The organism is Magnetospirillum sp. SS-4 (assembly GCF_902729425.1).
Lineage (GTDB): Bacteria > Pseudomonadota > Alphaproteobacteria > Rhodospirillales > Magnetospirillaceae > Phaeospirillum.
Genome location: NZ_CACVCH010000047.1, coordinates 51,746 through 75,381 on the forward strand (window position 1 = coordinate 51,746; position 23,636 = coordinate 75,381).

Here is a 23,636-nt window from a genome sequence, read left to right on the forward strand (position 1 = left end):
CGCCGCCCACCCCCGGCTTTGGCTACCGGATGGACTGCAACCCGTCGGCCAGCCCCTTGGTCTGGATGGCGATGGTGACGGTCTTGCCGTTGGCGTCGAGCATGCCGATCAGCATGGACTTGGCCTTTTCGAGAGACTTGGCGGCGGCATCGTCAAGGGTGGTTCCGGCCTGGCAGCCGTTGGGCAGGCACTGAAGCACCGGCATGTTGATCTGCTTGCCGTCCACCTGGATGGCGACGCCGCCCGGAATCTGGATGCCCAGCGGCACCATGGCGACCACGCCGAACTCGCCCTTGGCGCCGATCTTGCCGAAGCTGATCTCGAACAGGCGGGCGCCGCCTTCCCCCACCTGGGTCTGGGACACGCGGCAGGTCTTGCCGGCGGCGGCGCAGCGGGCCACCCAGTCGCCGAAAACCTGGCCATCCTTGGCGGCGGCAATGGCCGCATCGGAGGACAGAACGCCAAATCCGAAGGACAGGGCGACCAGGAGGGCACTCTTCAGGGAACCGAACCGCATTTGGACCTCTCGACTGGCTTTGTTGAATCGACGACATCCCCACCGGGACACACCGGCTCGCTTATGAGCCGATGGCGTCGCCCCTGTCAATCGGCAATTCCCTGGCGCGACGGCCGCCGACCGCCACGGTTTGAATTGCGTCGGGCCGTCCGTCCTGCTACCCCTGCTCCCTGCGCGTCTTGTCCAATGGAACGAGGGACCCGATGATCAGGATCGTTGCCGCCGCAATGCTGGTGCTGGCCGTTTCCGGCTGCGCGTCCGGCCAGGATTTCTGGGCGAACATGAAGAGCCGGGTCGGCCCACCGCTGGCCTCGGGCTCGGAAACCGCCGCGGCCGCCGGGACGGCGACGCCGGCGACGCTGGCGGCACCGGCGGCCTTCGGCTTCTGCGCCAGTTGCCTGACGGATTCCGCCGGCCGCATGGTGGCCGCCTCGGATACGGTCAGGGGTGATCTGGAACGGGTGGCCGCCGATGGCGACATGCTGGTGTTCGTCGGCTGGGCCGCCGATACGGGCGGCAACATCCCGGCCAAGGCGGTGATCTTCGTCAGCAACGGAGCAGTGGTGGCGCAGATCGTCCCGGACAAGCCCCGCCCCGACGTCTCGGCGGCGCTGAAATCGCCGCGCCACAACGATTTCGGGTTCGAGGCGCGCATTCCCAAGACAAGCCTTGGCCAATCGACCTCGTTCTGGATCGTCGGCGCCGACGACAAGGCGGCGGCGCTCAACAAGGTGTTCCAGCAGTAGCCGGGTCCCGCCGCCCCCGGTCAGGTGGCGAGAATCAGGTTGCAGGCGTGACCGAGGCGATACCCGGGCGGAAAGTTGTCCATGGGATAGGGACCGTGGCGGCCAAGATAGCTGCCTTCGTACCGGGTCCGGTACAGCAGGCGGCAGCCCTGGCGGGCAAGCTCGGCCAGGAATTCGTCCAGATTCCAGAACCAGTGCCGCATGCCGCGGTCATAGTAATTCTGAACCGAAACGAAGGTGGGGATGTCGCCGGCCGGCAGGTCGGACAACACCAGATAACGCGGTTGGAAACGCAGCAGCCGCGCCAGCATGCCCTTCCAGTCCTCGATGTATTGCATGGAACTGCCAGCGTGGACGATATCGGCCACGGCGGGCGCGTCGTCCAGGTCTTCATGGAAGCGAAGCTCGCCGACGCCGGCGAACATGCGCCGTCCGATGGCGCAAACCGCCGCGTTCTCGATGCAGTGAAAAGCCAGGGGCCGCCCCTTGGGCAGCGACGTGCGCAACCCGGCGAAGCCGTTGGCCATGCCGCCGCCAAAATCCACCACGGTCAGTGGCCGGCCAGGGGTCTCGGGAACCAGGGCGGCGACCACCGCCAGCGGATAGTCGCGGCAAAGCGGCGCTTCCGCCCGGGCGAGCTGGTCCAGGGAACGACCGGCCAGGGCTTCCATCTTGCCCAGCCATTCGGCCCCCTCGAACCCCCCGTCGCCGCCGCCGGTAACCGCGTCCCTGGCGGGAGCGGCGGCGAAATCGGCGTGAATGCCGTCCCAGATATTGAAGGGCGTGGTCATGCGGCCGTTACTTCAGGGCAGCCATGCCGGCGGACAGGCCATCCGGAGAGACCGTGATGGTCACCGGCTTGCGGGTGACCTCGTCGACCATGCCGATCAGGATGGTCTTGGCCTTGGCCAGCAGAGCGGCATTGGCCTTGCCGAGGGGGGCCACCGCCTGACAGCCGTCATGCGAGCATTTCAGCAACGTCATGGGCGATTGCTTGCCGTCGATCACCAGAATGACGCCGGACGGAATGTGGATGCCCAGCGGCAGCATGGCGATGGCGGCGTATTCCCCCTTGGTGCCGGCCTTGCCGACGGTCAGTTCCAGAAGGCGGGCGCCGCCTTCGAGCACCTGGGTCTGGACCAGAAGGCAGTCATTCTTGGGAGCGGGAGCGCAACTGGCGACCCAGTTGCCGAACTTCTGCCCATCCTTGGCCGGGGCCGCGGCGGCGGCGGCGGCCGGAGACGGAGCGCCGAGGGCCAGCCCGGCGGCGACGGAAAGCAGGGCGGCAAGCTTCATGGAGTCTCAATCCTTCCAGGATAGTGGCCTCGGCCGGTCCATCAAAATCCCATGGACGCGCTGCACCAGCCGGCGCTGCCGCCACGACTGCCGGCGGCGCCGCAATTGCCGCATCCGGCCAGCGGACCAGTGACGGCGATGATGACGATGATCATACCGAATATGCGACGGCAGGTTCCCATGAGCGGCATCCCCGAAATCCAAGGCCTCGCGGCCGGTCGAGCCGTCTATAGCCTTGCCCGACCGGGAAATCAACATTCACCCCGGCCGGACCTGGCCGTTCCCCCTGACCACGTACTTGAAAGTGCAGAGCTGCTCGACCCCCACCGGGCCACGGGCGTGCAGCTTGCCGGTGGAGATGCCGATCTCGGCGCCCATGCCGAATTCGCCGCCATCGGCGAACTGGGTCGAGGCGTTCCACAGCACGATGGCCGAATCGCAGCCGTTCAGGAAGGTCTCGGCCACCCTGGAATCGTTGGTGACGATCGCCTCGGTATGGTGCGAGCCGAAGGTGTTGACGTGCTCCACCGCCGCCCCGACGCCATCGACCACCCTGACCGCGATGATCGAATCCAGGTATTCGGCGCGCCAGTCGTCATCGCTGGCCGGCAGGACCCGGGCATCGGCCGCCTGGGTGGCGGCGTCGCCCCTGACCTCGCAGCCGGCGTCCAACAGCATTGCCACCAAGGGTTTCAGGTGGGTGTCGGCGCAGGCCCGGTCGACCAGCAGGGTCTCGGTGGCCCCGCAGACGCCGGTGCGGCGCATCTTGGCGTTCAGCACCACCGTCTTGGCCATCTCCAGGTCGGCGGCGCCGTCCACATAGGTGTGGCAGATCCCCTCCAGGTGCTGGAACAGGGGAATCCTGCTCTCCTCGACCACGCGCGCCACCAGCGACTTGCCGCCGCGCGGCACGATGACGTCGATGAATTCGGCAAGGCGCAGCATCGCTCCCACCGCTTCGCGGTCGGTGGTGGGCACCATCTGGACGCAGTCGGCGGGCAGGCCGGCCCCGGCGATGCCCCTGGACAGCGCAGCCATGATGGCCGACGACGAATGGAAACTTTCCGAACCGCCGCGCAGGATGGCGGCGTTGCCGGATTTCAGGCACAGACCGGCGGCATCGGCGGTGACGTTGGGACGGCTTTCATAGATGATGCCGATCACCCCCAGCGGCACCGACACGCGGGCGATATCCAGGCCGTTGGGCCGGGTCCACTCCGCCAGGGTGCGGCCGACCGGATCGGGCAGGCCGGCGATGTCCTCCAGCCCCCTGGCCATGGCCTCGATGCGGGCGGGGTCGAGCAGCAACCGGTCGAGCATGGCCCTGGTCAGCCCCTTGGCCTCGCCCGCCGCCATGTCCTGGGCGTTGGCGGCCAGGATGATTCCGGCATCGGCCCTGAGGCAGGCGGCGGCCTCCCTCAGCGCCCAGTCCCTGGAATCGGCCGGAGCGAGGGCCAGCAGGCGGGCGGCGGCACGGGCGCGGCGGCCCAGGTCGGTCATCAGGGTATCGAGGGCAACGGTCATGGCGTCATTCTCTGTTGATCGTCGGCGACGGTAGCGAATCGCGGCGGCGAATTCCAGGCGTTCCGAACGACGGCGTCAATGATCAGACGCGCGGCAATGATCATTGCCCAACCTCGCCGTCCACCTTACACTGCGATCAACATTCGTGCCGGAGCCCCCCATGTCCGACCAAGATCGCATTGTTGAATTGACCGCCGTCCTCGCCGACGTGGTTTCCCGCAAGGTCGAGGAAATCAAGAAGGTCACCGGCACCACCCGCATTCTCGCCCTGAACGCCCTGATCGAGGCGGCGCGGGCTGGCGAGGCCGGCAAGGGCTTCGCCGTGGTTGCGGGCGAGGTCAAGCACGTCTCGGAAAGCATCGACGGCATCACCCAGTCGCTTGAGGCGGAGATGGGCGCCGCGGTCGAGGAACTGAGCCGCCTCGCCACCAGCATGCGGGCCGAGGCCGAAGCGGCGGCCGGATAGCCCCCGGCATGCGCATTCCCGCCGCCCTGTGCCTGTCGGCTTTCCTGCTGGTGGCCGCATCACCGGCCTTCGCCGGCCTCGAAGAAGGGCTGGCCGCCTTTCAGCGCAAGGATTGGACGGCGGCCGCCAGGGAACTCCAGCCGCTGGCGGACAAGGGCATTTCCTCCGCCCAGGCTCATCTGGGCCATATGCTGTTCTACGGCCTGGGAATGGAGCGCAACGACGCCGAGGCGCTGAAGCTGCTGAGGGCCGCCGCCGATTCCGGCGATCCCATGGCCCAGAACGCCCTGGGCAACGCCTATTTCCTCGGCCGCGCCGTCCCCAAGGACCCGACCCAGGCCCTGGTGTGGTTCGGCCGCGCCGCCGCCCAGGACTATCCGCAAAGCAATCACGCCCTGGGAGAGATTCACTTCAACGGGCTGGGAGTCGGCAAGGACGAGGCCAAGGGAATCGAGTATTACCGCTTCGCCGCCGGCAAGGGACTCGCCGTCAGCCAGGAGAAGCTGGCCGATCTCAGCTGGAACGGCAGGGCCATGCCCGCCGACAAGAGCAAGGCGCTTGAGTACGCCCACCCCGCCGCCGCCGCCAACCGCCCCATCGCCCAGTTCATCCTGGGGGTCGCCCTGGCCACCGGCACCGCGACCGGCAAGAACCCGGTGGAAGCCGCCGGCTGGTTCCGCCGCGCCGCCGACCAGGGGCACCCCCAATCCCAGCACAATCTTGGCGTCATGTACGCCAACGGCGCCGGCATCGCCAAGAACCCGGTCGAGGCCTATTTCTGGATGGCCCTGGCCGCCCAGCGGGCTCCGGCCAGCCTCAAGGCCACTTACGACAAGGACCGGGACACCGCCGCCGCCAAGCTGTCGCCGTCCGAGCAAGATCAGGTCCGCCGCCGCCTGGCCGGCTGGCAGCCGGTTCAGCCCGGTGCATCCTCCGGTTCCGGGGGGGCGTCGCCGCCCCACCCCGTCGCCACCGCCCCGGCGTCGCCGCAATCCCAGCCGCCCGCCACCCGATCCGACCCTATCACCGCCCCGCCCGAGACCTCGTCGAAGAAGGTCCGCACATCCACCGGGTCGGGCATTATCGTTTCCCGGGACGGCATGGTGCTGACCAACGCCCATGTGGTCGAACAGTGCCGCACCATCACCGTCAAGCCGGCGGAAGGCCCGCCCATCATCGCCAGTCTGGCGGCCAAGGACGCCGGCAACGACATGGCCCTGCTCAAGACCTCCATTCGCGGCGGCGACATCGCCCGCTTCCGCGAGGACCGGCCGCTGCGCTCCGGCGACGAGGTGGTGGTGGTGGGATTTCCGCTGTCGTCGCTGCTGTCGCGCGAGGCCAACGTGACCTCCGGCGTCATCAGCGCCATGGCCGGCCTGCACGGCGACACCCGCCACTACCAGATCACCGCCCCGGTTCAGAAGGGCAATTCCGGCGGCCCGCTGGTGGACACCAGCGGCAACGTGATCGGAATCGTCACCTCCAAGCTGAACGCCATGAAGATCGCCGGCCAGTTCGGCGACCTGCCGCAGAATATCAATTTCGCGATCAAATCCGACCTGGCCCGCAAATTCCTGGGAACCTATTCGGTCGCCTACGAGACCTCGGCGGCCCAGGCCCAGCTGTCGGCCGCCGATGTGGGCGAGCGCATCAAGCGCGTCACCGTCTTCATCGAGTGCAAGGTCAACTGAGCGTCACCGCACCTTGGCGGCCAGCCTCGACAGGCAGATCAGCAGCGAACGGGCGGCGACGGGCTTTTCCATGAACTCGTCCGCCCCCGCCAGCAGGGCGAGATCGCGGTTGATCATGCGTTCGTGCCCCGACAGCATCAGCACCGGCAACCCGCAGAGCGGCGGCGGGCACTGGCGCAGCCACTTCACCAGATCGAGACCGCTTTCCGTCCCCACATGCCAGTCGGAAATCAGCAGGTCCAGCGGCTGGCCGATCAGCGCCATCTTGCCGGCGGCAAGGTCGTGGGACACGGTGATCGAGGAAACCCCGACCCCGTTCAGGATGGCGGTCAGGATGCCGCAGAAATTAGGGTTGTCGTCGACCACCAGGATGCGAAGCCGGCGCCAGTCCGTCGGGCCGCTGTCCAGGCGCTGATCGGCCAGCGACATGGTCTCGCCGACCGCCTTGGCGCCGGCATGTCCGACCAGCCAGGCGCGGTAGTTCATGTCGGTGGTACAGATGTGGTTGACCAGCCAGTCGTTCAGGAAGGTCAGGCAGTCGCGGGCGCGGACGCTGCTCTGGTCCTCCTCGTAACGGGCCTTCAGCGCCCGTACCGTCTCGGCAAACCCTTCATGGGTCCGGTGGTGCTGATCCAGTTGGGGGCAGCGGCCAGCCTCCATCATCTTCTCCTCGCGGAGAAAATGATGGAGGCAATAATCCTCCAACGCTCCCAGCACCGAATAGACGGCAACGTACTCCTCGGGATCGCCGATGGAGTGCTGGAGCAGATTGATGAACCCGACCAGGGTCTTGTGGTCGTCATCGAGCACCGGCACGCCGACGCTCATCATCTCGCTCCAGCTGATCACCGCCATGCGTCTACTTCTCCAGGCGCGACACGTCCCTGACCGCGCCCCTGGCCGCGCTGGTGGTCATGGCGGCATAGGCGCGGAGCGCCGCCGAAACCGTCCGGTCGCGGTCGGCCGGCTTCCAGGCCTTGCCGCCCCGGGCCTCCATGTCCCGGCGCCGCCTTTCCAGGTCGGCGTCCGACAGGCGGACAGCGATGGAGCGGTTGGGAATGTCGATATCGATGATATCGCCGTTTTCCACCAGTCCGATGGCGCCGCCCTCGGCCGCCTCGGGCGAGACATGGCCGATGGACAGGCCGGAGGTGCCGCCGGAGAAGCGGCCGTCAGTGATCAGGGCGCAGTCCTTGCCCAGCCCCATGCTCTTGAGATAGCTGGTGGGATAGAGCATTTCCTGCATGCCGGGACCGCCCTTGGGACCTTCGTAGCGGACAATGACCACGTCGCCGGCCTTGACGCCGCCGCCGAGAATCTTGGCCACCGCTTCTTCCTGGCTTTCGCAGATCACCGCCGGGCCGGAAAACGTGAGATTCTTGTCATCGACGCCGGCGGTCTTGACGATGCAGCCGTCCAGGGCAAGGTTCCCGAACAGCACCGCCAGCCCGCCATCCTTGGAAAAGGCGTGTTCGGCCGAACGGATCACCCCCTTGGCCCGGTCGGTGTCCAGCGCGTCCCAGCGCTTGGACTGGCCGAAGGCCTCGGTGGTGCGCACGCCGCCGGGCGCGGCCCGGTAGAAGGTGTGGATTGCGGCGTCGTTGGAACGGCTGACGTCCCACTTGTCCAGAGCCTCGGCCAGGGTGCGGGAATGGATGGTGCCGCACTCGTTGTGGATCAGGCCGGCCCGATCCAGCTGACCCAGGATGGAGATGATGCCGCCGGCGCGGTGGACGTCCTCGATATGCACGTCCGGCACGTTGGGGGCCACCTTGCACAGGCAGGGCACCCGACGCGAGAGCCGGTCGATATCGCCCATGCGGAACTCGACACCCGCTTCCTCGGCGGCGGCCAGCAGGTGCAGCACCGTATTGGTGGAGCCCCCCATGGCAATGTCCAGGGTCATGGCGTTCTCGAACGCCGCCTTGGTGGCGATCGAGCGCGGCAGCACGGATGCATCATCGCCCTCATAGGCGCGCCGGGCCAGATCGACGATGCGGCGCCCGGCCTCCAGGAACAGCTCCTTGCGGTCGGAATGGGTGGCAACCACGGTGCCGTTGCCGGGCAGGCCGAGGCCCAGCGCCTCGATCAGGCAGTTCATGGAATTGGCGGTGAACATGCCCGAGCATGAACCGCAGGTGGGGCAGCTTTCCTTTTCATAGGCCAGCGCCTCCTCGTCCGACACCGAGCTGTCCGCCCCCTTGATCATGGCGTCGATCAGGTCGACGGCGTGGGTCTCGCCGTTCACCGTCACCTTGCCGGCCTCCATGGGGCCGCCCGAGATGAAGATGGTGGGAATGTCGAGCCGCAGGCTGGCCATCAGCATGCCCGGCGTGATCTTGTCGCAGTTGGAGATGCAGACCATGGCGTCGGCGCAATGGGCGTTGACCATGTATTCCACCGAATCGGCGATCAGATCGCGCGACGGCAGCGAATACAGCATGCCGGAATGGCCCATGGCGATGCCGTCGTCGATGGCGATGGTGTTGAATTCCTTGGCGACGCCGCCGGCCTTCTCGATTTCGCGCGCCACCATCTGCCCCAGGTCCTTCAGGTGGACATGGCCGGGAACGAACTGGGTGAAGGAATTGACCACGGCGATGATCGGCTTGCCGAAATCGGCGTCGGTCATGCCGGTGGCGCGCCACAGGCCACGGGCGCCCGACATGTTGCGGCCATGGGTGGAGGTGCGGGAACGATAGGGAGGCATGGAATCGGACCTGTCCAGGAATGAAGACGAAAACGCGATCCCCAGACCATAGCCGACCCTCGCCGAATTTGGCTAGTGCCGCGATTTCCAGACGGCGCCGGACAGCGGGCGGTCCTTGTCCTCGCCGCCGGCTCAGTGGGTCAGGCTGCCGCCCTCGACCCGGAAGGCCTCCAGGATATCCTCGAACCCGCCGTCGATATTGTCAGGAGCGATCTGGGCGAACAGATCAAGGATGATGACGGCATTCAGGGCGGCATCGCGCTTGACCCCCTTGCGCAGCCGCTCGGCCAGGCAGGAATTCATGGTCGAGAGTTCCAGGTAGTTGCGCTTCAGCCCCTCCAGCGTGATCGGCCCCTCGCCGCCGGCCAGCTGGCGCTGGACGTAGGACATCAGCAGCCACGACGAGAACGAGCGGAACAAGGTCTCCTGCTCGTCGGCGAAGGGTGTGTGAAAGCGGGCCATGGGCCGCAGGAACTTGGTCAGCGGACAGCCCGAGGTGGCGCAGACCAGCCCGATCAGCGAGGCCATGCCCGATTGGAAGGTGGTCTTGGAAACGATGGTCCGCTGCGGCGTCTCCACCTCGACCACCGTCTTCTCGTGCGAGACCCGGTTCTCGAACAAGGGCAGGAACTGGGCGATTCCCAGCGCCGCCGGGCAATAGTCGCAATCCTCGGCCATAGGACAGTTGGGGCAGCGGTTATTGGCCAGCCGGGCCCAGTCCGGGCGGGGCGCCCCATTGGGAATCACCAGACGGAACGTGTCCTTCTCGAAGAACAGGTCGATGGCGAGCGGGTTGTCGGTGGTCACGAAGAACCGGTAGGTGATCCGCTTGTGATCATTGATCAACAGAGCCTGGCGAGAGCAATCAAGTGGTGACATGGACCGCTCCTGTTGATTCTATTCCCCGTCTCATTGATCGGATGATATTCGATATCTAGTACTGAAAACAATCAGGCAAGCCCATTAGTACCTTTGCCCATGAGGCGATACCAAAGCATGCTGGAGTCTCTCCAAAGTAACCGGGGCCCCTGCCTATCCGGTCAGGACGGGGCCGTTGACCAGGGCGCCCAGCAACATCCCTACGCCCAATAGGGTAATACCCAGGGCACCCGAGACGGCCAGGACGGTACGGATCTTCCCGCCCAGGGAGCTTGTCCCGAACAGTCGCCCGATCAGGCGGTTGAGCCCCAACGCCCCCAGCCCGATGGTGGCGACGGTGATGGCGACGCCCAGTCCCATGGCGAGGGTGGCGAGGATTCCGGTCAGGTACATGCCGTTGGCGAAGGTGAACAGCAAAACCAGGATGGCGCCGGAGCATGGCCGGAATCCCACCGCCGCCGCCATTCCGAACAGGGCGTCGCGTTCCGACCGGTCGGAGCGGCCATGGTCGTGGTGGTCGTGGCCGTGCCCGCAACAGGCCCCGTCATGGCCGTGATCATGGCCGTGATCATGGCCGCAGCCCCGGCCGGTGGCGGTCCGCCACACCATCACCGCTCCGATGGCCGCGATCAGACCGTAGGACGCCACCTCCAGCCAGCCGGCGTAAGACATCACCTGGCGCGGGGCCAGGGCCAGCACGCCGGCCAGGGCGGCGACCACGGCGATGGCGGAGACCGCCTGCACCATGGCGGCGATCAGGCTGGCCAGCAGGCCGTGAACGATACGGGCGCGCCGCGTGGCGAACCAGCCGGCGATCACCACCTTGCCATGGCCGGGGCCGACGGCATGGAACACGCCATAGAGAAACGCGGCCAGCATCACGGCGGCGGCCGGCTCCCACGACCCGGTTTCCTTCATGGCGGCAAGGTGCTGGCGCATCTCGCCGGTCAATTGGCGTTGCAGGGCGAAAACCCAGGCGGCGAGATCGCGCAGCGGCTCGGGCAGCATGTCACCGCCGGCCGGAGCGCCCCCCCCAGGCACCAGCGCCGCCCAGGCGGCCGACGGTGCAAGCAGCAGGGCGATGGCGGCGAGGTTCAGTCGCATGTGATGGTCGCCCGCTTGGGGATCACGGCGCCGCCATAGATGGCGCTGGCCGGATCGGGGGCGATCACCGCCTTGCACCCCTGCGATCCTTCGCCGGTCAGGGAAACCGCCTTGTCGTTGGGAAAGTCCATGTCGATATAGAAGGTCTCTTCGTAGGTGGTGAAGCTGAGGGCGGCCTTGCGCGGGTCCACCGGCTGGGGAAAATTCAGCCTGAAGGCGTAGAGCAGCGAATCCTTCACCGCCATCACCTTGAAATTGGTGACATCCGGCCACTTGACCGGCGTATCGCCAATCCTGGCATAGGTGAAGTGGCTCTGTTCGCGGGTGTCACGAAAGGCTTCGGCCTCCAGCGCCTTGACCTCGCCGGGATCGAGGCGGCCGTTCTTGTCGGCATCGAAATCAGCCAGCAACGATGAACTGAACACCGGATCGAACGTCCAGCCCATGAACAGGCTGACCGCCTTGCCGTCCTTGAACTCCACCAGGGCGTGGACATCCACCATCACATGCGGATGGGCCATGGCGGCGGTGGGTGCCGTCAGGGCGGTCAGGACCAGGACGGCGAACCGCTTCACCCGCCCCGCCCCAATCGCTCCAGCCCGCGTTCCAGATCGTCTTGCAGGTCGTCGGCATCCTCCAGTCCGGCATGGAAACGCAGGCTGGGGCCGGCCGGCGCCCAATCCGACGCGGTGCGGATGATGGAATGGCCGGTGGTGGGAATCACCAGACTTTCGAACCCGCCCCACGAAAAGCCCAGCTTGAAGTGGTCGAAGCCATCCAGCATGGCGTCGACCGCCGCCTTGGGCGCCGGCTTCAAGATCACCCCGAACAGGCCGCAGGCGCCGGAAAAGTCCCGTTTCCACAGATCATGGCCGGGATCGGATTCCAAAGGCGGATACAACACCCGATCGACCTCGGGCCGCCCCTCCAGCCAGCGGGCGAGACGCAGCGCGGTGGCGGCGTGCTGGCGCAGGCGAACCGGCAAGGTGCGCAGGCCGCGCAGGCCGAGATACATCTCCTCGGCGCCGGGGGAATGGCCGAAGGCGGCCACCGAGCTTTTCACCTTGAGCCACAAATCCGGCGTGGCGGCGGTGATGACTCCCAGCATGGCGTCGGCATGGCCGACGATATACTTGGTGGCGGCCTGGATGGAGATGTCCACGCCCTTGGCGAAGGGCTGGAAGGTCAACGCGCCCCAGGTGTTGTCCATCATGACGATGGCCCCGCCGGCATGGGCGGCCATGGCGATGGCGGGAACGTCCTGGACCTCGAAGGTCAGCGAGCCTGGGCTTTCGGTGAACACCACCTTGGTGTTGGGCCGCATCAGCGCCGTGATCCCGCCACCGATCAGCGGATCGTAATAGGTGGTCTCGACCCCCAGCCCGCTCAGCACGTCGTCGCAGAACTTGCGGGTGGGAAAATAGGCGGTGTCGACCATCAGCAGATGGTCGCCGGCCTTGAGAAAGGCCATCAGCGCCCCGGTGATCCCCGCCAGGCCCGACGAAGTCGCCACGCTGCGGTGCCCGCCCTCAAGCTCGGCCACAGCCTCTTCCAGGGCAAAGGTGGTCGGCGTACCGAAACGGCCGTAGCGCATCCCTTCGAACGGGGTCTTGCCGCTCGTCTCCATGGCCGCCACCGAGGGGTGGAGAACGGTGGAGACATGGTAGACCGGTGGATTGACGGCACCGTGGAAACGCTCGGGATGGCTGCCGGCGTGAAGTATCCTGGTTTCTTTCTTCATGACGCTCGCGCATAAAACAGGGCGGTCGAGCATGGTGACTCGCCGCCCCGACAAGGCCAAGGATTTTCGAAGGAAACGACGGGGATCAACCCGCCAGCAGCGCCATCGCCGCGAGAACCACCAGGGTGGCCACGGCCATCACGGCCAGTGGAGCGCCATCCCGCGTCGCAACCCGGACCCTGGCTTTCTGTCGCCGCATGATAAGGCCTCCTCGTCACTGTTCGTTTTTCAATATGGGCCGGAACCCAGCGGGCATCAAGTGCGGCGAAAACGTTTGGGCGGGTTGAATTTCCCGTCCCCAACGATCACTTGTCAGGCGACTGATCATCCCAGTCCAGGAGGTCACGACATGAAACGACTGTTCGTCCTCGCCGCTGCCGGGCTTGCCCTGGTCGCCGCCCAGCCCGCCGCCGCCGCCGACGCGGCCAAGGAGATCACCACCGCCGCCGCCCATGCCGGCATGGCCGCCGGCTCTCCCGACATGAAGATGGTGCAGAGCCATCTTCAGCATGTGGTCAACTGCCTGGTCGGCCCTGGCGGCGCCGGATTCGACGCCAACCAGGCCAATCCGTGCAAGGGCCAGGGCATGGGGGCCATTCCCGATTCGCCCGCCGACAAGCGCATGGCCCTGGAAGCGGCGCTGAAGATGGCCCGGGACGGCATGGCCGAAAGCGACCTGGACAAGGCCAAGGCCAAGGCTTCGGCCACCCAGGCCGCCCTCGGCAAGCTGGCGATGTAGCAAACCGCCACCCCCTTATCCACCGCTGCTCCAGCCGCCGCCCATGGCCTTGTAAAGTCCGACCGTGGCCTGAAGCTGGCGCAGCCGCGCCTGGGTCAGGGCGTCCTGGGCGGCATACAGCGCCTTCTGGGTGTTGAGTACGGCGGTGATGTCGACGGTGCCGCCGGCCAGCAGCGAGCGGGCGATGTCGAAGGCATTGCGGGCGGTGGCCTCGGCGGCCTGCTGGGCCGCGACCTCCTCGGCGGTCTTCTCCGCCGCGATCAGGGCGTTCTCCACGTCGGAGAACGCCGAGGCCACCGCCTTGCGATAGGTCTGCGACAGTTCCTCGAAGCGGGCGCGCTTCTGCTCGACCGTGCCGGCGATGCGGCCGCCGTCGAAGATGGGAGCGGTCACCGAGGTGGCCAGCGACCACAGCAGGCTCTCGTGCGTCATCATCTTGAGAAGGTCGAGGCTCTGAAAGCCGGTCTGGCCGGTCAGGCTGATGCTGGGAAACCATGCGGCGCGGGCAGCGGCGATGTCGGCATTGGCGCCCTTCAGCAGCGCCTCGGCGGCGGCGATGTCGGGACGCCGGGCCAGCAGTTCCGACGGCAGCCCCGGCGCCGGCCGCGGCGCCGACAGGGACGCCAGGGTCTCGGGAATCGGGGACATCTCGTCCGGCATCCGCCCGGTCAGGATGGCCAGCGCGTTGTGGGTCTGGCGCATCTGCTGTTCCAGCGGCGCCAGCACGGCTCGCTGGTTGGCGACCACGGTTTCCTGCTGGGCCACGTCCAGCGAGGTGGCGGTTCCGGCCGCCATGCGGTCGCGGTAGACGCTCAGCACCGATTCGGCGTTGGCGATGGATTCGCGGGCGACCCGCAGGCGTTCCTGCAATCCCAGGATATCGAAATAGGCGGTGGCGACGGAGGACTGCACCGTCAGCATCACCGTCTGGCGGTCGAAGCGGCTGGCCTGGGCCGCCTGTTGCGCCGCCCCCAGGGCGGCGGTGTTCCTGCCCCAGAAATCGATCTCGTAGCTGGCGTTCAGCAAGGTGTTGGTGGAGGTGGAGTGGGTCGCCTTCGGCGTCCGGGCGGTGGTGGCCGAACTCGACGCCGCCGCCATGGACGAGCGCGAGCGGCTGACGCCGCCACTGGCCGACAGCGACGGCAGCAGCGGCGCGCCCATGATCGCCACCTGGGCATCGGCCTGGCGCACCTTGGCCATGGCCACCGCCAGATCGAAATTGTCCTGGGCCGCCTGGCGCATCATCTCGTCCAGCCGGGCCGAACCGAAGCCCCGCCACCAGTCCCGCGACGGCCACTCCGCCGGCGCGGCGGCCGGGGTGGCGCCCGTCCAGGCGGCCGGCGCCCTGGAGGCCGGCTGGACGTACGGATCGCCCACCGAACAGGCGGCCAGAACCGACAGCGACGAGGCCAGGACCACCATCCTCATCCTTCGAGACGGCCGCACGGCGGCCTCCTCAGGATGAGGATGTCCCCCCGGCCTCATCCTGAGGAGCGAAGCGTCTCGAAGGGCGAAGTCGTCTCGGCATCGCGGAATTTCTGTCATCTCGCCTTCTCCGTCCCCCTCGCCCGTCTGGCCGCCCACCAGCGGGACAGCCGGGCCAGCGCCAGATAGACCACCGGCGTGGTATAAAGCGTCAGCATCTGCGACAGCAACAGCCCGCCGACGATGGCGATTCCCAGCGGCCGGCGCAGCGCCCCGCCCGGTCCGAAGGCCAGCGCCAGCGGCACGGCCCCCAGCAGCGCCGTCATGGTGGTCATGGTGATCGGGCGAAAGCGGATGCGGCAGGCCTCCAGGATGGCGGCCTGCGGCGAAGCCCCCCGGCGCTCGGCGGCGATGGCGAAATCCACCAGCAGGATACCGTTCTTCTTGACGATTCCCATCAGCAGGAACACGCCGATGACGCTGATCAGGGTCAGTTCGGTGCCGGTCGCCAGCAGCGCCAGCAAGGCGCCGATGCCGGCCGACGGCAGCGTCGAGATGATGGTCAGCGGATGCAGAGTGCTTTCGTACAGCACGCCCAGCACAATGAAGATGGTCAGCAGGGCGGCCACGATCAGTACCGGCTGATCGCGCAGCGACTGGGCGAACGCCCTGGCGTTGCCGGCGAATTCCCAACGCACGCCGTCCGGCATGCCGATGGAGCGGGCCGCCGCCTGCAAGCGCTCGGCCGCCTCGCCCAGCGGCGTTCCCGGCGCCAGGTTGAACGTCAGCGTCGAGGCTGGAAACTGTCCCTGGTGGGCGACGGTGACCGGCGCGGTGGCGGGCTCGAATCGGGCCAGCGCGTCCAGCGGCACCTGCCGGCCGTCGGCGGCCTTGACCCACAGCAGGTGCAGCGAGGCCGGGTCCTCCTGAAAGCGCGGCTCCACCTCCAGGATCACCTTGTACTGGTTGCGCTGGGTGTAGATGGTCGAGACGGGACGCTGGGCGAAGGCGTTGTGCAGGACGTTATCGACATCGGTCATGGACACCCCCAGCCGGGCGGCGGCATCGCGGTCCACCACAACCCGCATCTGGGGAATGGCCGCGTCCATGTCGCTGGAAACGTCGGTCAGCCCGGGTTCGCGCCGCAGCCGCTCCACCAGCCGGGGCGTCCACTCCCGCAATTCGTCCAGGGATTCCGACGACAGCACGAACTGGAACTGGGCACGGCCCATGCGGCCGCCGATGCGGATGTCCTGCCCCGCCATCAGGAAGGTGGCGATGCCGTCCACCTGGGCCAGCTTGGGCCGCAGCCGGTTGATGACCTCCTGGGCCGAGACCTTGCGCTCGCCCAGCGGCTTCAGGTTGATGAACATGCGGCCCTGGTGGGTGGTGCCGAAGGTGCCGGCGCCGACGAACGATCCCAGCCCCTCCACCGCCGGGTCGGCCAGGATCACCTCGGCCACCTTCTGCTGGCGCTCGGCGATGGAGCGGAACGAAATATCGACGCGGGCCTCGGTGCTGGCGAAGACCAGACCGGTATCCTGGGGTGGAAAGAATCCCTTGGGCACCACGCGATACAACTGGACAGTGACCACCACCGTGGCCAGCACCACCACCAGCATCAGCCGCTGATGCGCCAGCACCCAGCCCAGACCGGACAGGTAGAGCCGCTCCATCCAGGCCATGGCGGCCTCGCCGATCCGGGCCGGCAGCGATGGCGGTCGCCGGGGGCCGGACCGCCGGTTCATCAGATGGCCGAACACCACCGGCGTCACCGTCAGCGACACCAGCGCCGAGGCGACGACGGCCACCGACAAGGTGACGGCGAACTCGCGGAACAGCCGGCCCAGGATTCCGCCCATGAACAGCAGCGGCACGAACACCGCCACCAGCGACAAGGTGATGGAAACGACGGTGAACACGATCTCGCGCGACCCCTTGATGGCGGCTTCCAGCGGGCTTTCGCCGTTCTCCATGTGGCGGGCGATGTTCTCGATCATGACGATGGCGTCGTCGACGACGAATCCCACCGCGATGGTGATGGCCATCAGCGAGATGTTGTTGAGGCTGTAGCCCACCAGCCACATCACCGCGAAGGTGGCGGCCAGCGACAGCGGCACGGTGATGGACGCGGCGATGGTCGGCGTCATCCGGCCCAGCGACAGATAGACCACCAGGATGACCAGGCCGATGGAGATGGCGAGCGTGGTCTCGACGTCGTCCAGGTTGCCCCTGATGTTGACGGTGCGGTCCGACACCACCGACACCGTGGTTCCCGGCGGCATCCAGCTTCGCAGCTGGGGCAGGATCGCCTTGATGCGCTCCACCGTCTCGACCACATTGGCGCCCGGCTGCTTGCTGATGATGACCAGCACCGCCCGCTCGCGGTTGAACCAGCCGGCCAGCCGCGAGTTCTCGGTGGCGTCGACCACCTGGGCCACCGACGACAGCCGCACGACGGCGCCGTCGGCGGACTTGATGATCAGCGGCGCGAAATCGGCGGCGATGAACAACTGGTCGTTGGCGTCGATGGACAGGGTCTCGGCCTCGCCCTCCAGGCTGCCCTTGGGCATGTTGACATTGGCCTCGGCCAGGGCGGCGCGGACCTCCTCCATCCCAACTCCCATCGCAGCCAGTCGCGATGGGTCGACGCGCACCCGCACCGCCGGCTTCTCGGCGCCGCTCAAGGTGACCTGCGCCACCCCGTCCACCTGCGAGATGCGGGTGGCCAGGATCGAATCGGTGGCGTCGTAGACCTTGGACGGCGGCAGGGTGCTGGATTTGACCCCCAGGATCAGGATCGGCGATTCCGCTGGATTGATCTTGCGGTAGGTGGGCGGCTGCGGCAGGTCCAGCGCCAGTTCGGCCCCGGCGGCGTTGATGGCCGCCTGCACGTCGTGGGCGGCGCCGTTGATGTCGCGGTCAAGGTCGAACTGCACGACGATCGAGGTCGCCCCCTGGGTGCTGGTGGACGTCATCTCGGCGACGCCGGGAATCTCGCCCAGGCGGCGTTCCAGCGGCGCCGCCACGGTGGCGGCCATGGTGGCGGGGTCGGCGCCGGGCAGCCGGGCCGACACCGCGATGGTGGGAAAATCGACCTTGGGCAGCGGCGCCACCGGCAGGCTGTGAAAGGCGGCGAGACCGGCCAGGAACAATCCCAGCGCCAGCAGCAGGGTTCCGACCGGACGATGGATGAAGACGGCCGAGAAGTTCATCCCCCTACTCCGCCGGAACCGGCCGGGCCGCGAACCGTCGCTTGACCCGCTCCAGCGCCAGATAGATCACCGGAGTGGTGTAGAGCGTGATCAACTGGCTGAGCAGCAGGCCGCCGACGATGGAAATTCCCAGCGGCCGGCGCAGCTCGGCGCCGGTGCCGGTATCGAGCGCCAGCGGCAGCGCCCCCAGCAGGGCGGCCATGGTGGTCATCATGATGGGACGGAACCGTAGCAGGCAGGCCTGGACGATGGCCTCGCGCGGGGTCTTGCCCTCGGTTCGCTCCGCCTCCAGGGCGAAGTCGATCATCATGATGGCGTTCTTCTTGACGATTCCCATCAAGAGCACGATGCCGATCAGCGCCACCAGCGACAGGTCGTTGCCGGTGACCAGCAGGGCCAGCAGGGCGCCGATGCCGGCCGACGGCAGCGTCGACATGATGGTGACGGGATGGATGGTGCTTTCGTAGAGCACGCCCAGCACGATGTAGATCACCACCAGGGCCGCCAGGATCAGCCAGGGTTCGTTCTCCAGCGACTTGCGGAATTCGGCGGCGTCGCCCGAGAACTCGCCCGACAGGGTCTCGGGCAGGTCCATGTCGCGGCGCAGATCGTCGATGGCGGCGGTCGCCTGCCCCAGCGACGCGCCGGAAGCCAGGTTGAAACTGATGGTGACGGCGGGAAACTGTCCCTGGCGGGTGACGGTCAGCGGCACCCGGTTGCGCGACACCTGGGCGAAGGCGCCCAGCGGCACCAGCGCGCCGGACGACGAGCGAACCCGGAGCGAGGCCAGGCTCTCCGGTCCAAGCTGGTGCTCCGGCCCCACTTCCAGAATGACGTGGTACTGGTTGACCTGGGAATAGATGGTCGATATCTGCCGTTGGCCGAAAGCGTCGTACAAGATGTCGTCCACCACCTGAAGCGACACCCCCATCCGCGCCGCCTTATCGCGATCGACCAGAATGTCGGCCTGCTGGCCGCCATCCTGGGAATCCGAGGCCACGTCGGCCAGCAGCGGCGACGCGCGCAGCCGCTCCAGCACCCGCGGCGCCCAGCGGGCCAGTTCGGCCGCGTCGATGTCGGTCAGGGTGTACTGATACTGGGTGCGGCTGGACCGCGGGCTGATCTGGATATCCTGGGCGGGACGCAGATGGACCTCCAGCCCCGCCACCGCCGCCAGCCGTTCGGACAGCCGGGCGATAATCCGCCCGGCCGAGGCCGAACGCTGCTTCCTCGGCTTCAGCACGATGCTCATGTGGCCGGTATTGGCGGTGACGTTGACGCCGCCGGTGCCCAGGAACGACGCCACCGCCGCCACGTCGGGGTCGTCCCTGGCGATGTCGGCGGCGCGGCGCTGCAACTCGGTCATGGCGGCGAACGAGATGTCGGCGCGGGCGTCGGTGGTGGCGATGACCAGGCCGGTATCCTGGGTGGGCAGAAAGCCCTTGGGCATCGCCACGTACAGCGCCACCGTGCCGGCCAGGGTCGCCACCGCCAGCCACAGCGTCGCGGTCTGGCGGCGCAGCACCCAATCGAGCGAGGCGGCATAGAGATCGCGCAGCCGGTTGAAGAAATTCCCCGACCTGGCCTCCTCGTGCCCGCCCTTCAGCAGATGGCCGCACATCATCGGCGTCAGGGTCAGCGACACCACCGCCGAGACCACCACCGCCACCGTCAGGGTCAGGGCGAATTCGCGGAACAGCCGGCCGACGATGCCGCTCATGAACAGCAGCGGAATGAACACCGCCACCAGCGACACGGTCAGCGACACGATGGTGAAGCCGATTTCCCTGGAACCGGCCAGGGCGGCCTCCAGCGGCTTCATGCCCTTCTCGATGTAGCGGACGATGTTCTCGACCATGACGATGGCGTCGTCCACCACGAAGCCAGCCGAGATGGTCAGCGCCATCAGCGACAGATTGTCCAGCGAGAAGCCGGCCAGCGCCATCACTCCGAAGGTTCCCACCAGCGACAGCGGCAGCGCCACGGCGGGAATGACCGTCGCCCTGGGACTGCGCAGGAACGCCCAGATGACCCCGATCACCAGGCCGATGGTCAGGACCATGGTGAACTGGACGTCGGCCACCGAGGCGCGGATGGTCTCGGTCCGATCCGCCAGGACGGCAAGGCCGATCCCGGCCGGGATGGCGCGGCGCAGTTCCGGCAGCTTGGCGTGGATGCGGTCGACCGTGGCGACGATGTTGGCGCCGGGCTGGCGCTGGACGTTGATGATCACCGCCGGCCGGCCGTCATACCAGCCGGCGACACGGGAATCCTCGACGCCCTCCACCACCTGCCCCACGTCGCCCACCCGGACCGGGGCGCCGTTCTTCCAGGCGATGATCTGGCGCGGATAGAGGGCGGGATCGGAAATCTGGTCGTTGGCCCCCAGGGTCAGAGCCTGGGTCGGGCCGTCGAAACTGCCCTTGGGCATGTCGACATTGGCCCGGGACAGGGCCGTGCGCACATCCTCCAGGGTCAGGCCATAGGCGGCCAGACGGTCGGGGTCCATCTGTATCCGCACCGCCGGGCGCTGTCCGCCCTCCACCAGCACCCGGCCGACGCCGCCGATCTGGCTGAGCTTCTGGGCCAGCAAGGTATCGGCCACGTCGTTGACGCGGGTGATGGGCAAGGTGTCCGAGGTCAGCGCCAGGGTCATGATCGGCGGATCGGCCGGATTGACCTTGGAATGGACCGGCGGATAGGGAAGATTGGGCGGCAGCACGCCCTTGGCCGCGTTTATGGCGGCCTGGACGTCCTCGGACGCCGCGTCGATGCTCTTGCCCAGATCGAATTGCAAGGTGATGGCGCTGGCGCCCTGGGCCGAGGTGGACGTCATCACCGCCAGTCCCGGAATCAGGCCGAACTGGCGCTCCAGCGGGGTGGTGATCAGCGAGGCCATGGTATCGGCCGAGGCGCCGGGCAACCGGGTGGTCACCTGGATGGTGGGAAAGTCCACCTGCGGCAACGCCGAAACCGGCAGCATGCGAAATCCCAGCAGGCCGGACAGCACCACCGCCAGGGCAAGCAGCCAGGTGGCGACCGGCCGGTGAATGAACGGCGCCGAGATGTTCATGGCGTTCCGCCCTTGCCCCTTCCATTGCCCCCCTTGGAATCGCCGCCGGTGGCGACGCGGCTGCCCTGGGCCAGTTTGGCCACGCCCTCGGCCACCACCGTCTCACCCTCCTCCACCCCGGATTCGATCAGCGCCTGCCCGGCCTCGATGGTGGAGACCGTCACCGGCCGCATGTCGACGGTGTGGTCAGGCCCGACGACGAAGACATAGGGGCCTTGCGGGCCGCGCTGCACCGCCGCCGCCGGAATCACAAGCCCGCCCTGCCGGGTGTCGAGCAGCAGGCGAACACTGACGAAACCACCCGGCCACAGCCGGCGCTCGGCATTGGCCATCACCGCCTTCAGCTTGATGGTGCCGGTGGCCTGATCGATCTGGTTGTCGATCAGTTCCAACTCACCGGTCTCGATCACGGCGCGGCTGTCGGGCTGGACCGCCAGCACCGGCAGCCGCGCCCCCTCGCGCAGGCGATCGGCGATGGCCGGCAGGTTCTGCTGCGGCAGGGTGAAGATGATCGATATCGGCTGGATCTGGGTCAGGGTCACCAGCCCGGTGGCGTCGGCGGCGCGCACGATGTTGCCGCGATCCACCAGCCGCATGCCGGCGCGGCCGTCGATGGGCGAGGCGATGACGGTATAGCCCAGCATGGTCCGGGCGTTGCTGATGGCGGCCTCGTCCGAGCGCAGCGCCGCCTCCAGTTGCCGCACCAGGGCGCGCTGGGTATCGACGCTTTGCCCGGTGACGCGGTCGCCCAGCGAGACATAGCGGGCAAGGTCGCGCCGGGCCGCCTCCAACTGGGCGGCGTTCTTGTCGCGAGCGGCCTGGGCCTGCTCGTACTGGGCCCGGTAGGTGCGCGGATCGATCTGGGCCAGCACGTCGCCGGCCCGGACATCCTGGCCTTCCTTGAACAGCACCTCGACCAGTTCGCCGTCGACACGCGGGCGCACCGTCACCGTATTGTAGGCCTGAACCGTTCCCAGGGCGTCCAGATAGATCGGCACATCCTTGCGCGTCACCACGGCCGCGATGACCGGCACCGGCCGCCCGTCGGCTCCGCCGGGCCGTCCGGGCGGGCCTGCGGTCTGGACCGACGGCCACAGGAAGGCCGCCGCCACCACGGCGGCGATGACGCCGGCGGCGACGATGGCGCCGCGGTCGAGGTTGAACAGCTTGAATCGAACGAAAGGCACGCCCCGGAACTCCACTTGGCAGGACCAGGGCCGATTATGCGCATTGCTCCGGCGCCTGTCTGTAACAGAGGGTAACCGATCAATATCCCCGAACAATACGAATGGCGTGCCGGGCTTTGCGCGAAGTTCATATTCCATCTACATTTTGCTGCTAGATTTGGCGACTGGACAGCAGGGAACGAGGCACGAGAATGTGGATCGAACAGCGGGGCTGGACCGCCGCCCAGGGATGGACCGGTGACGACGAGCGAAGGGAAGACGCGGCGCTGGTGCTCTATTTCGCCGCCCCCGGCGTGATGGCCCCCGACGCCTTGCTGGCAAGCCTGCGCCAACGCCACGGCCCCGCCGCCGCCATCGTCGGCTGCACCACCGGCGGCGAGATCAATGGCGCCGACGTGCTGGACGACAGCATCGCCGTCGCCGCCATCGGCTTCCACTCGTCTTGGGTCAGGGTCGCGGCCCGCGACCTGGCCGACATCTCGGATTCGCGCAAGGTCGGCGACGAACTGGCCCGCGAACTGGCCGGCGACGGCCTCCGGGCCATCTTCATCCTGTCGGACGGCACCAGGGTCAACGGCGATTGCCTGGTGGCCGGCTGCCTTGAGGCGGTTCCCGCCGACGTGGTGGTCACCGGCGGCCTGGCCGGCGACGGCCCCCGCTTCGAATCCACCGCCGTCGGCTGCAACGACGCCATGCGGCCGGGCCGGGTTGCCGCCATCGGCCTGTACGGCGACAAGCTGGCCATCGGTCACGGCAGCTTCGGCGGCTGGGACGAATTCGGACCGCCGCGCACCATCACCCGTTCGCAGAGCAACATCTTGTTCGAGCTGGACGGCGAACCCGCCCTCGACCTCTACAAGCGCTATCTGGGCGAGGAAGCCCAGGGCTTGCCGGGCAGCGCCCTGCTGTTCCCGCTGTCCATCCGCCCGTCGCGCGATGTCGAGGGCAGCGAGGTGGTCCGCACCATCGTCGGCATCGACGAGGCCACCAAGTCGATGACCTTCGCCGGCGACGTCCCCGCCGGCTATGTCGCCCGACTAATGCGCGGCAATTTCGACAATCTGGTGGACGGCGCCGGCAAGGCGGCCGAGGCCGCCGCCACCGGCAAGCCCTGCCTGGCCCTGCTGGTCAGCTGCATCGGCCGCAAGCTGCTGATGGGCCAGCGCATTATCGAGGAAGTGGAGATCGTCGCCGACGCTCTGGGAAGCCAGGCCAACTTGATCGGCTTTTACTCCTATGGGGAAATCTCGCCGCACGGCTTCACCGGCAAGTGCGAACTCCACAACCAGACCATGACCATCACCACCATTTCCGAGTCATAGC

20 protein-coding genes are annotated in these 23,636 nt (G+C 67.5%); 5 read left to right on the plus strand and 15 right to left on the minus strand.

What is annotated here, in order from left to right:
* Nucleotides 1-22 precede the first annotated feature (22 nt).
* A complete protein-coding gene (locus MTBSS4_RS06910) occupies nt 23-517 on the minus strand; it encodes an invasion associated locus B family protein (RefSeq protein WP_173982669.1) in 495 nt (164 codons plus the stop codon).
* 203 nt (nt 518-720) lie between these two features.
* On the opposite strand from MTBSS4_RS06910, the gene MTBSS4_RS06915 reads away from it, so the two are divergent.
* Nucleotides 721-1,263: a hypothetical protein gene (locus MTBSS4_RS06915; protein ID WP_173982670.1), complete on the plus strand. Its 543-nt coding sequence runs from the start codon at nt 721-723 to the stop codon at nt 1,261-1,263.
* A gap of 20 nt (nt 1,264-1,283) precedes the next feature.
* Here the strand turns inward: MTBSS4_RS06915 and MTBSS4_RS06920 are convergent, their stop codons facing one another.
* The 4 genes from MTBSS4_RS06920 to MTBSS4_RS06935 form a co-directional block, all read right to left on the minus strand.
* Nucleotides 1,284-2,054, minus strand: coding sequence for a methyltransferase, TIGR04325 family (locus MTBSS4_RS06920; RefSeq protein ID WP_173982671.1), 771 nt, complete (start codon nt 2,052-2,054; stop codon nt 1,284-1,286).
* Nucleotides 2,055-2,061: 7 nt separating this feature from the next.
* Nucleotides 2,062-2,559 (minus strand): invasion associated locus B family protein, encoded by a 498-nt coding sequence (locus MTBSS4_RS06925; protein ID WP_173982672.1) that lies wholly within the window; start codon nt 2,557-2,559, stop codon nt 2,062-2,064.
* Between the two features lie 41 nt (nt 2,560-2,600).
* A complete protein-coding gene (locus tag MTBSS4_RS06930) occupies nt 2,601-2,741 on the minus strand; it encodes a hypothetical protein (protein ID WP_173982673.1) in 141 nt (46 codons plus the stop codon).
* Between the two features lie 76 nt (nt 2,742-2,817).
* Nucleotides 2,818-4,083 (minus strand): glutamate-5-semialdehyde dehydrogenase, encoded by a 1,266-nt coding sequence (locus MTBSS4_RS06935; protein WP_173982674.1) that lies wholly within the window; start codon nt 4,081-4,083, stop codon nt 2,818-2,820.
* A 160-nt stretch (nt 4,084-4,243) separates the two neighbouring features.
* On the opposite strand from MTBSS4_RS06935, the gene MTBSS4_RS22705 reads away from it, so the two are divergent.
* Both MTBSS4_RS22705 and MTBSS4_RS06945 read left to right on the plus strand, forming a co-directional pair.
* Nucleotides 4,244-4,549 (plus strand): methyl-accepting chemotaxis protein, encoded by a 306-nt coding sequence (locus MTBSS4_RS22705; protein WP_173982675.1) that lies wholly within the window; start codon nt 4,244-4,246, stop codon nt 4,547-4,549.
* Nucleotides 4,550-4,557: 8 nt separating this feature from the next.
* A complete protein-coding gene (locus tag MTBSS4_RS06945) occupies nt 4,558-6,240 on the plus strand; it encodes a trypsin-like peptidase domain-containing protein (RefSeq protein WP_173982676.1) in 1,683 nt (560 codons plus the stop codon).
* A gap of 3 nt (nt 6,241-6,243) precedes the next feature.
* Here MTBSS4_RS06945 and MTBSS4_RS06950 read toward each other — a convergent pair whose 3' ends face one another.
* The 6 genes from MTBSS4_RS06950 to metC form a co-directional block, all read right to left on the minus strand.
* Nucleotides 6,244-7,095: a bacteriohemerythrin gene (locus tag MTBSS4_RS06950; protein ID WP_173982677.1), complete on the minus strand. Its 852-nt coding sequence runs from the start codon at nt 7,093-7,095 to the stop codon at nt 6,244-6,246.
* Between the two features lie 4 nt (nt 7,096-7,099).
* The gene (ilvD, locus tag MTBSS4_RS06955; protein ID WP_173982678.1) at nt 7,100-8,950 is read right to left on the minus strand and encodes a dihydroxy-acid dehydratase; all 1,851 of its coding nucleotides are present in this window, start codon (nt 8,948-8,950) and stop codon (nt 7,100-7,102) included.
* A gap of 132 nt (nt 8,951-9,082) precedes the next feature.
* A complete protein-coding gene (locus tag MTBSS4_RS06960; protein WP_173982679.1) occupies nt 9,083-9,829 on the minus strand; it encodes a hypothetical protein in 747 nt (248 codons plus the stop codon).
* 153 nt (nt 9,830-9,982) lie between these two features.
* A complete protein-coding gene (locus MTBSS4_RS06965; RefSeq protein WP_173982680.1) occupies nt 9,983-10,933 on the minus strand; it encodes a nickel/cobalt transporter in 951 nt (316 codons plus the stop codon).
* Nucleotides 10,924-11,508, minus strand: a complete 585-nt coding sequence (locus MTBSS4_RS06970; protein ID WP_173982681.1) for a DUF1007 family protein — start codon at nt 11,506-11,508, stop codon at nt 10,924-10,926. Before MTBSS4_RS06970 ends, MTBSS4_RS06965 begins: the two co-directional genes overlap by 10 nt.
* Nucleotides 11,505-12,674, minus strand: coding sequence for a cystathionine beta-lyase (gene metC, locus MTBSS4_RS06975; RefSeq protein ID WP_173982682.1), 1,170 nt, complete (start codon nt 12,672-12,674; stop codon nt 11,505-11,507). The genes MTBSS4_RS06970 and metC overlap by 4 nt, the downstream gene beginning before the upstream one ends.
* A gap of 349 nt (nt 12,675-13,023) precedes the next feature.
* Here metC and MTBSS4_RS06980 point away from each other — a divergent pair, with 349 nt between their 5' ends.
* Nucleotides 13,024-13,413, plus strand: coding sequence for a hypothetical protein (locus tag MTBSS4_RS06980; RefSeq protein ID WP_173982683.1), 390 nt, complete (start codon nt 13,024-13,026; stop codon nt 13,411-13,413).
* Between the two features lie 15 nt (nt 13,414-13,428).
* Here MTBSS4_RS06980 and MTBSS4_RS06985 read toward each other — a convergent pair whose 3' ends face one another.
* The 4 genes from MTBSS4_RS06985 to MTBSS4_RS07000 form a co-directional block, all read right to left on the minus strand.
* On the minus strand, nt 13,429-14,859 hold the full coding sequence (locus MTBSS4_RS06985) for an efflux transporter outer membrane subunit (RefSeq protein WP_254432424.1): 1,431 nt from the start codon (nt 14,857-14,859) through the stop codon (nt 13,429-13,431).
* A gap of 95 nt (nt 14,860-14,954) precedes the next feature.
* Entirely contained in the window at nt 14,955-18,053 is a 3,099-nt protein-coding gene (locus MTBSS4_RS06990) for an efflux RND transporter permease subunit (RefSeq protein ID WP_173982684.1), read from the minus strand.
* A gap of 4 nt (nt 18,054-18,057) precedes the next feature.
* A complete protein-coding gene (locus MTBSS4_RS06995) occupies nt 18,058-21,126 on the minus strand; it encodes a multidrug efflux RND transporter permease subunit (protein WP_173982685.1) in 3,069 nt (1,022 codons plus the stop codon).
* Complete coding sequence (locus tag MTBSS4_RS07000) at nt 21,123-22,313, minus strand: efflux RND transporter periplasmic adaptor subunit (protein ID WP_254432425.1); 1,191 nt, start codon at nt 22,311-22,313, stop codon at nt 21,123-21,125. Before MTBSS4_RS07000 ends, MTBSS4_RS06995 begins: the two co-directional genes overlap by 4 nt.
* Nucleotides 22,314-22,504: 191 nt before the next feature.
* On the opposite strand from MTBSS4_RS07000, the gene MTBSS4_RS07005 reads away from it, so the two are divergent.
* Nucleotides 22,505-23,635, plus strand: coding sequence for an FIST signal transduction protein (locus MTBSS4_RS07005; RefSeq protein WP_173982687.1), 1,131 nt, complete (start codon nt 22,505-22,507; stop codon nt 23,633-23,635).
* The last annotated feature ends 1 nt before the right edge of the window (nt 23,636 follow it).

What these genes read in the sequence shown, in the direction of transcription:
- MTBSS4_RS06910 (WP_173982669.1), bottom strand. Translation starts at nt 517, where the DNA reads ATGCGGTTCGGTTCCCTGAAGAGTGCCCTCCTGGTCGCCCTGTCCTTC.
- MTBSS4_RS06915 (WP_173982670.1), top strand. Translation starts at nt 721, where the DNA reads ATGATCAGGATCGTTGCCGCCGCAATGCTGGTGCTGGCCGTTTCCGGC.
- MTBSS4_RS06920 (WP_173982671.1), bottom strand. Translation starts at nt 2,054, where the DNA reads ATGACCACGCCCTTCAATATCTGGGACGGCATTCACGCCGATTTCGCC.
- MTBSS4_RS06925 (WP_173982672.1), bottom strand. Translation starts at nt 2,559, where the DNA reads ATGAAGCTTGCCGCCCTGCTTTCCGTCGCCGCCGGGCTGGCCCTCGGC.
- MTBSS4_RS06930 (WP_173982673.1), bottom strand. Translation starts at nt 2,741, where the DNA reads ATGGGAACCTGCCGTCGCATATTCGGTATGATCATCGTCATCATCGCC.
- MTBSS4_RS06935 (WP_173982674.1), bottom strand. Translation starts at nt 4,083, where the DNA reads ATGACCGTTGCCCTCGATACCCTGATGACCGACCTGGGCCGCCGCGCC.
- MTBSS4_RS22705 (WP_173982675.1), top strand. Translation starts at nt 4,244, where the DNA reads ATGTCCGACCAAGATCGCATTGTTGAATTGACCGCCGTCCTCGCCGAC.
- MTBSS4_RS06945 (WP_173982676.1), top strand. Translation starts at nt 4,558, where the DNA reads ATGCGCATTCCCGCCGCCCTGTGCCTGTCGGCTTTCCTGCTGGTGGCC.
- MTBSS4_RS06950 (WP_173982677.1), bottom strand. Translation starts at nt 7,095, where the DNA reads ATGGCGGTGATCAGCTGGAGCGAGATGATGAGCGTCGGCGTGCCGGTG.
- ilvD (WP_173982678.1), bottom strand. Translation starts at nt 8,950, where the DNA reads ATGCCTCCCTATCGTTCCCGCACCTCCACCCATGGCCGCAACATGTCG.
- MTBSS4_RS06960 (WP_173982679.1), bottom strand. Translation starts at nt 9,829, where the DNA reads ATGTCACCACTTGATTGCTCTCGCCAGGCTCTGTTGATCAATGATCAC.
- MTBSS4_RS06965 (WP_173982680.1), bottom strand. Translation starts at nt 10,933, where the DNA reads ATGCGACTGAACCTCGCCGCCATCGCCCTGCTGCTTGCACCGTCGGCC.
- metC (WP_173982682.1), bottom strand. Translation starts at nt 12,674, where the DNA reads ATGAAGAAAGAAACCAGGATACTTCACGCCGGCAGCCATCCCGAGCGT.
- MTBSS4_RS06980 (WP_173982683.1), top strand. Translation starts at nt 13,024, where the DNA reads ATGAAACGACTGTTCGTCCTCGCCGCTGCCGGGCTTGCCCTGGTCGCC.
- MTBSS4_RS06990 (WP_173982684.1), bottom strand. Translation starts at nt 18,053, where the DNA reads ATGAACTTCTCGGCCGTCTTCATCCATCGTCCGGTCGGAACCCTGCTG.
- MTBSS4_RS06995 (WP_173982685.1), bottom strand. Translation starts at nt 21,126, where the DNA reads ATGAACATCTCGGCGCCGTTCATTCACCGGCCGGTCGCCACCTGGCTG.
- MTBSS4_RS07005 (WP_173982687.1), top strand. Translation starts at nt 22,505, where the DNA reads ATGTGGATCGAACAGCGGGGCTGGACCGCCGCCCAGGGATGGACCGGT.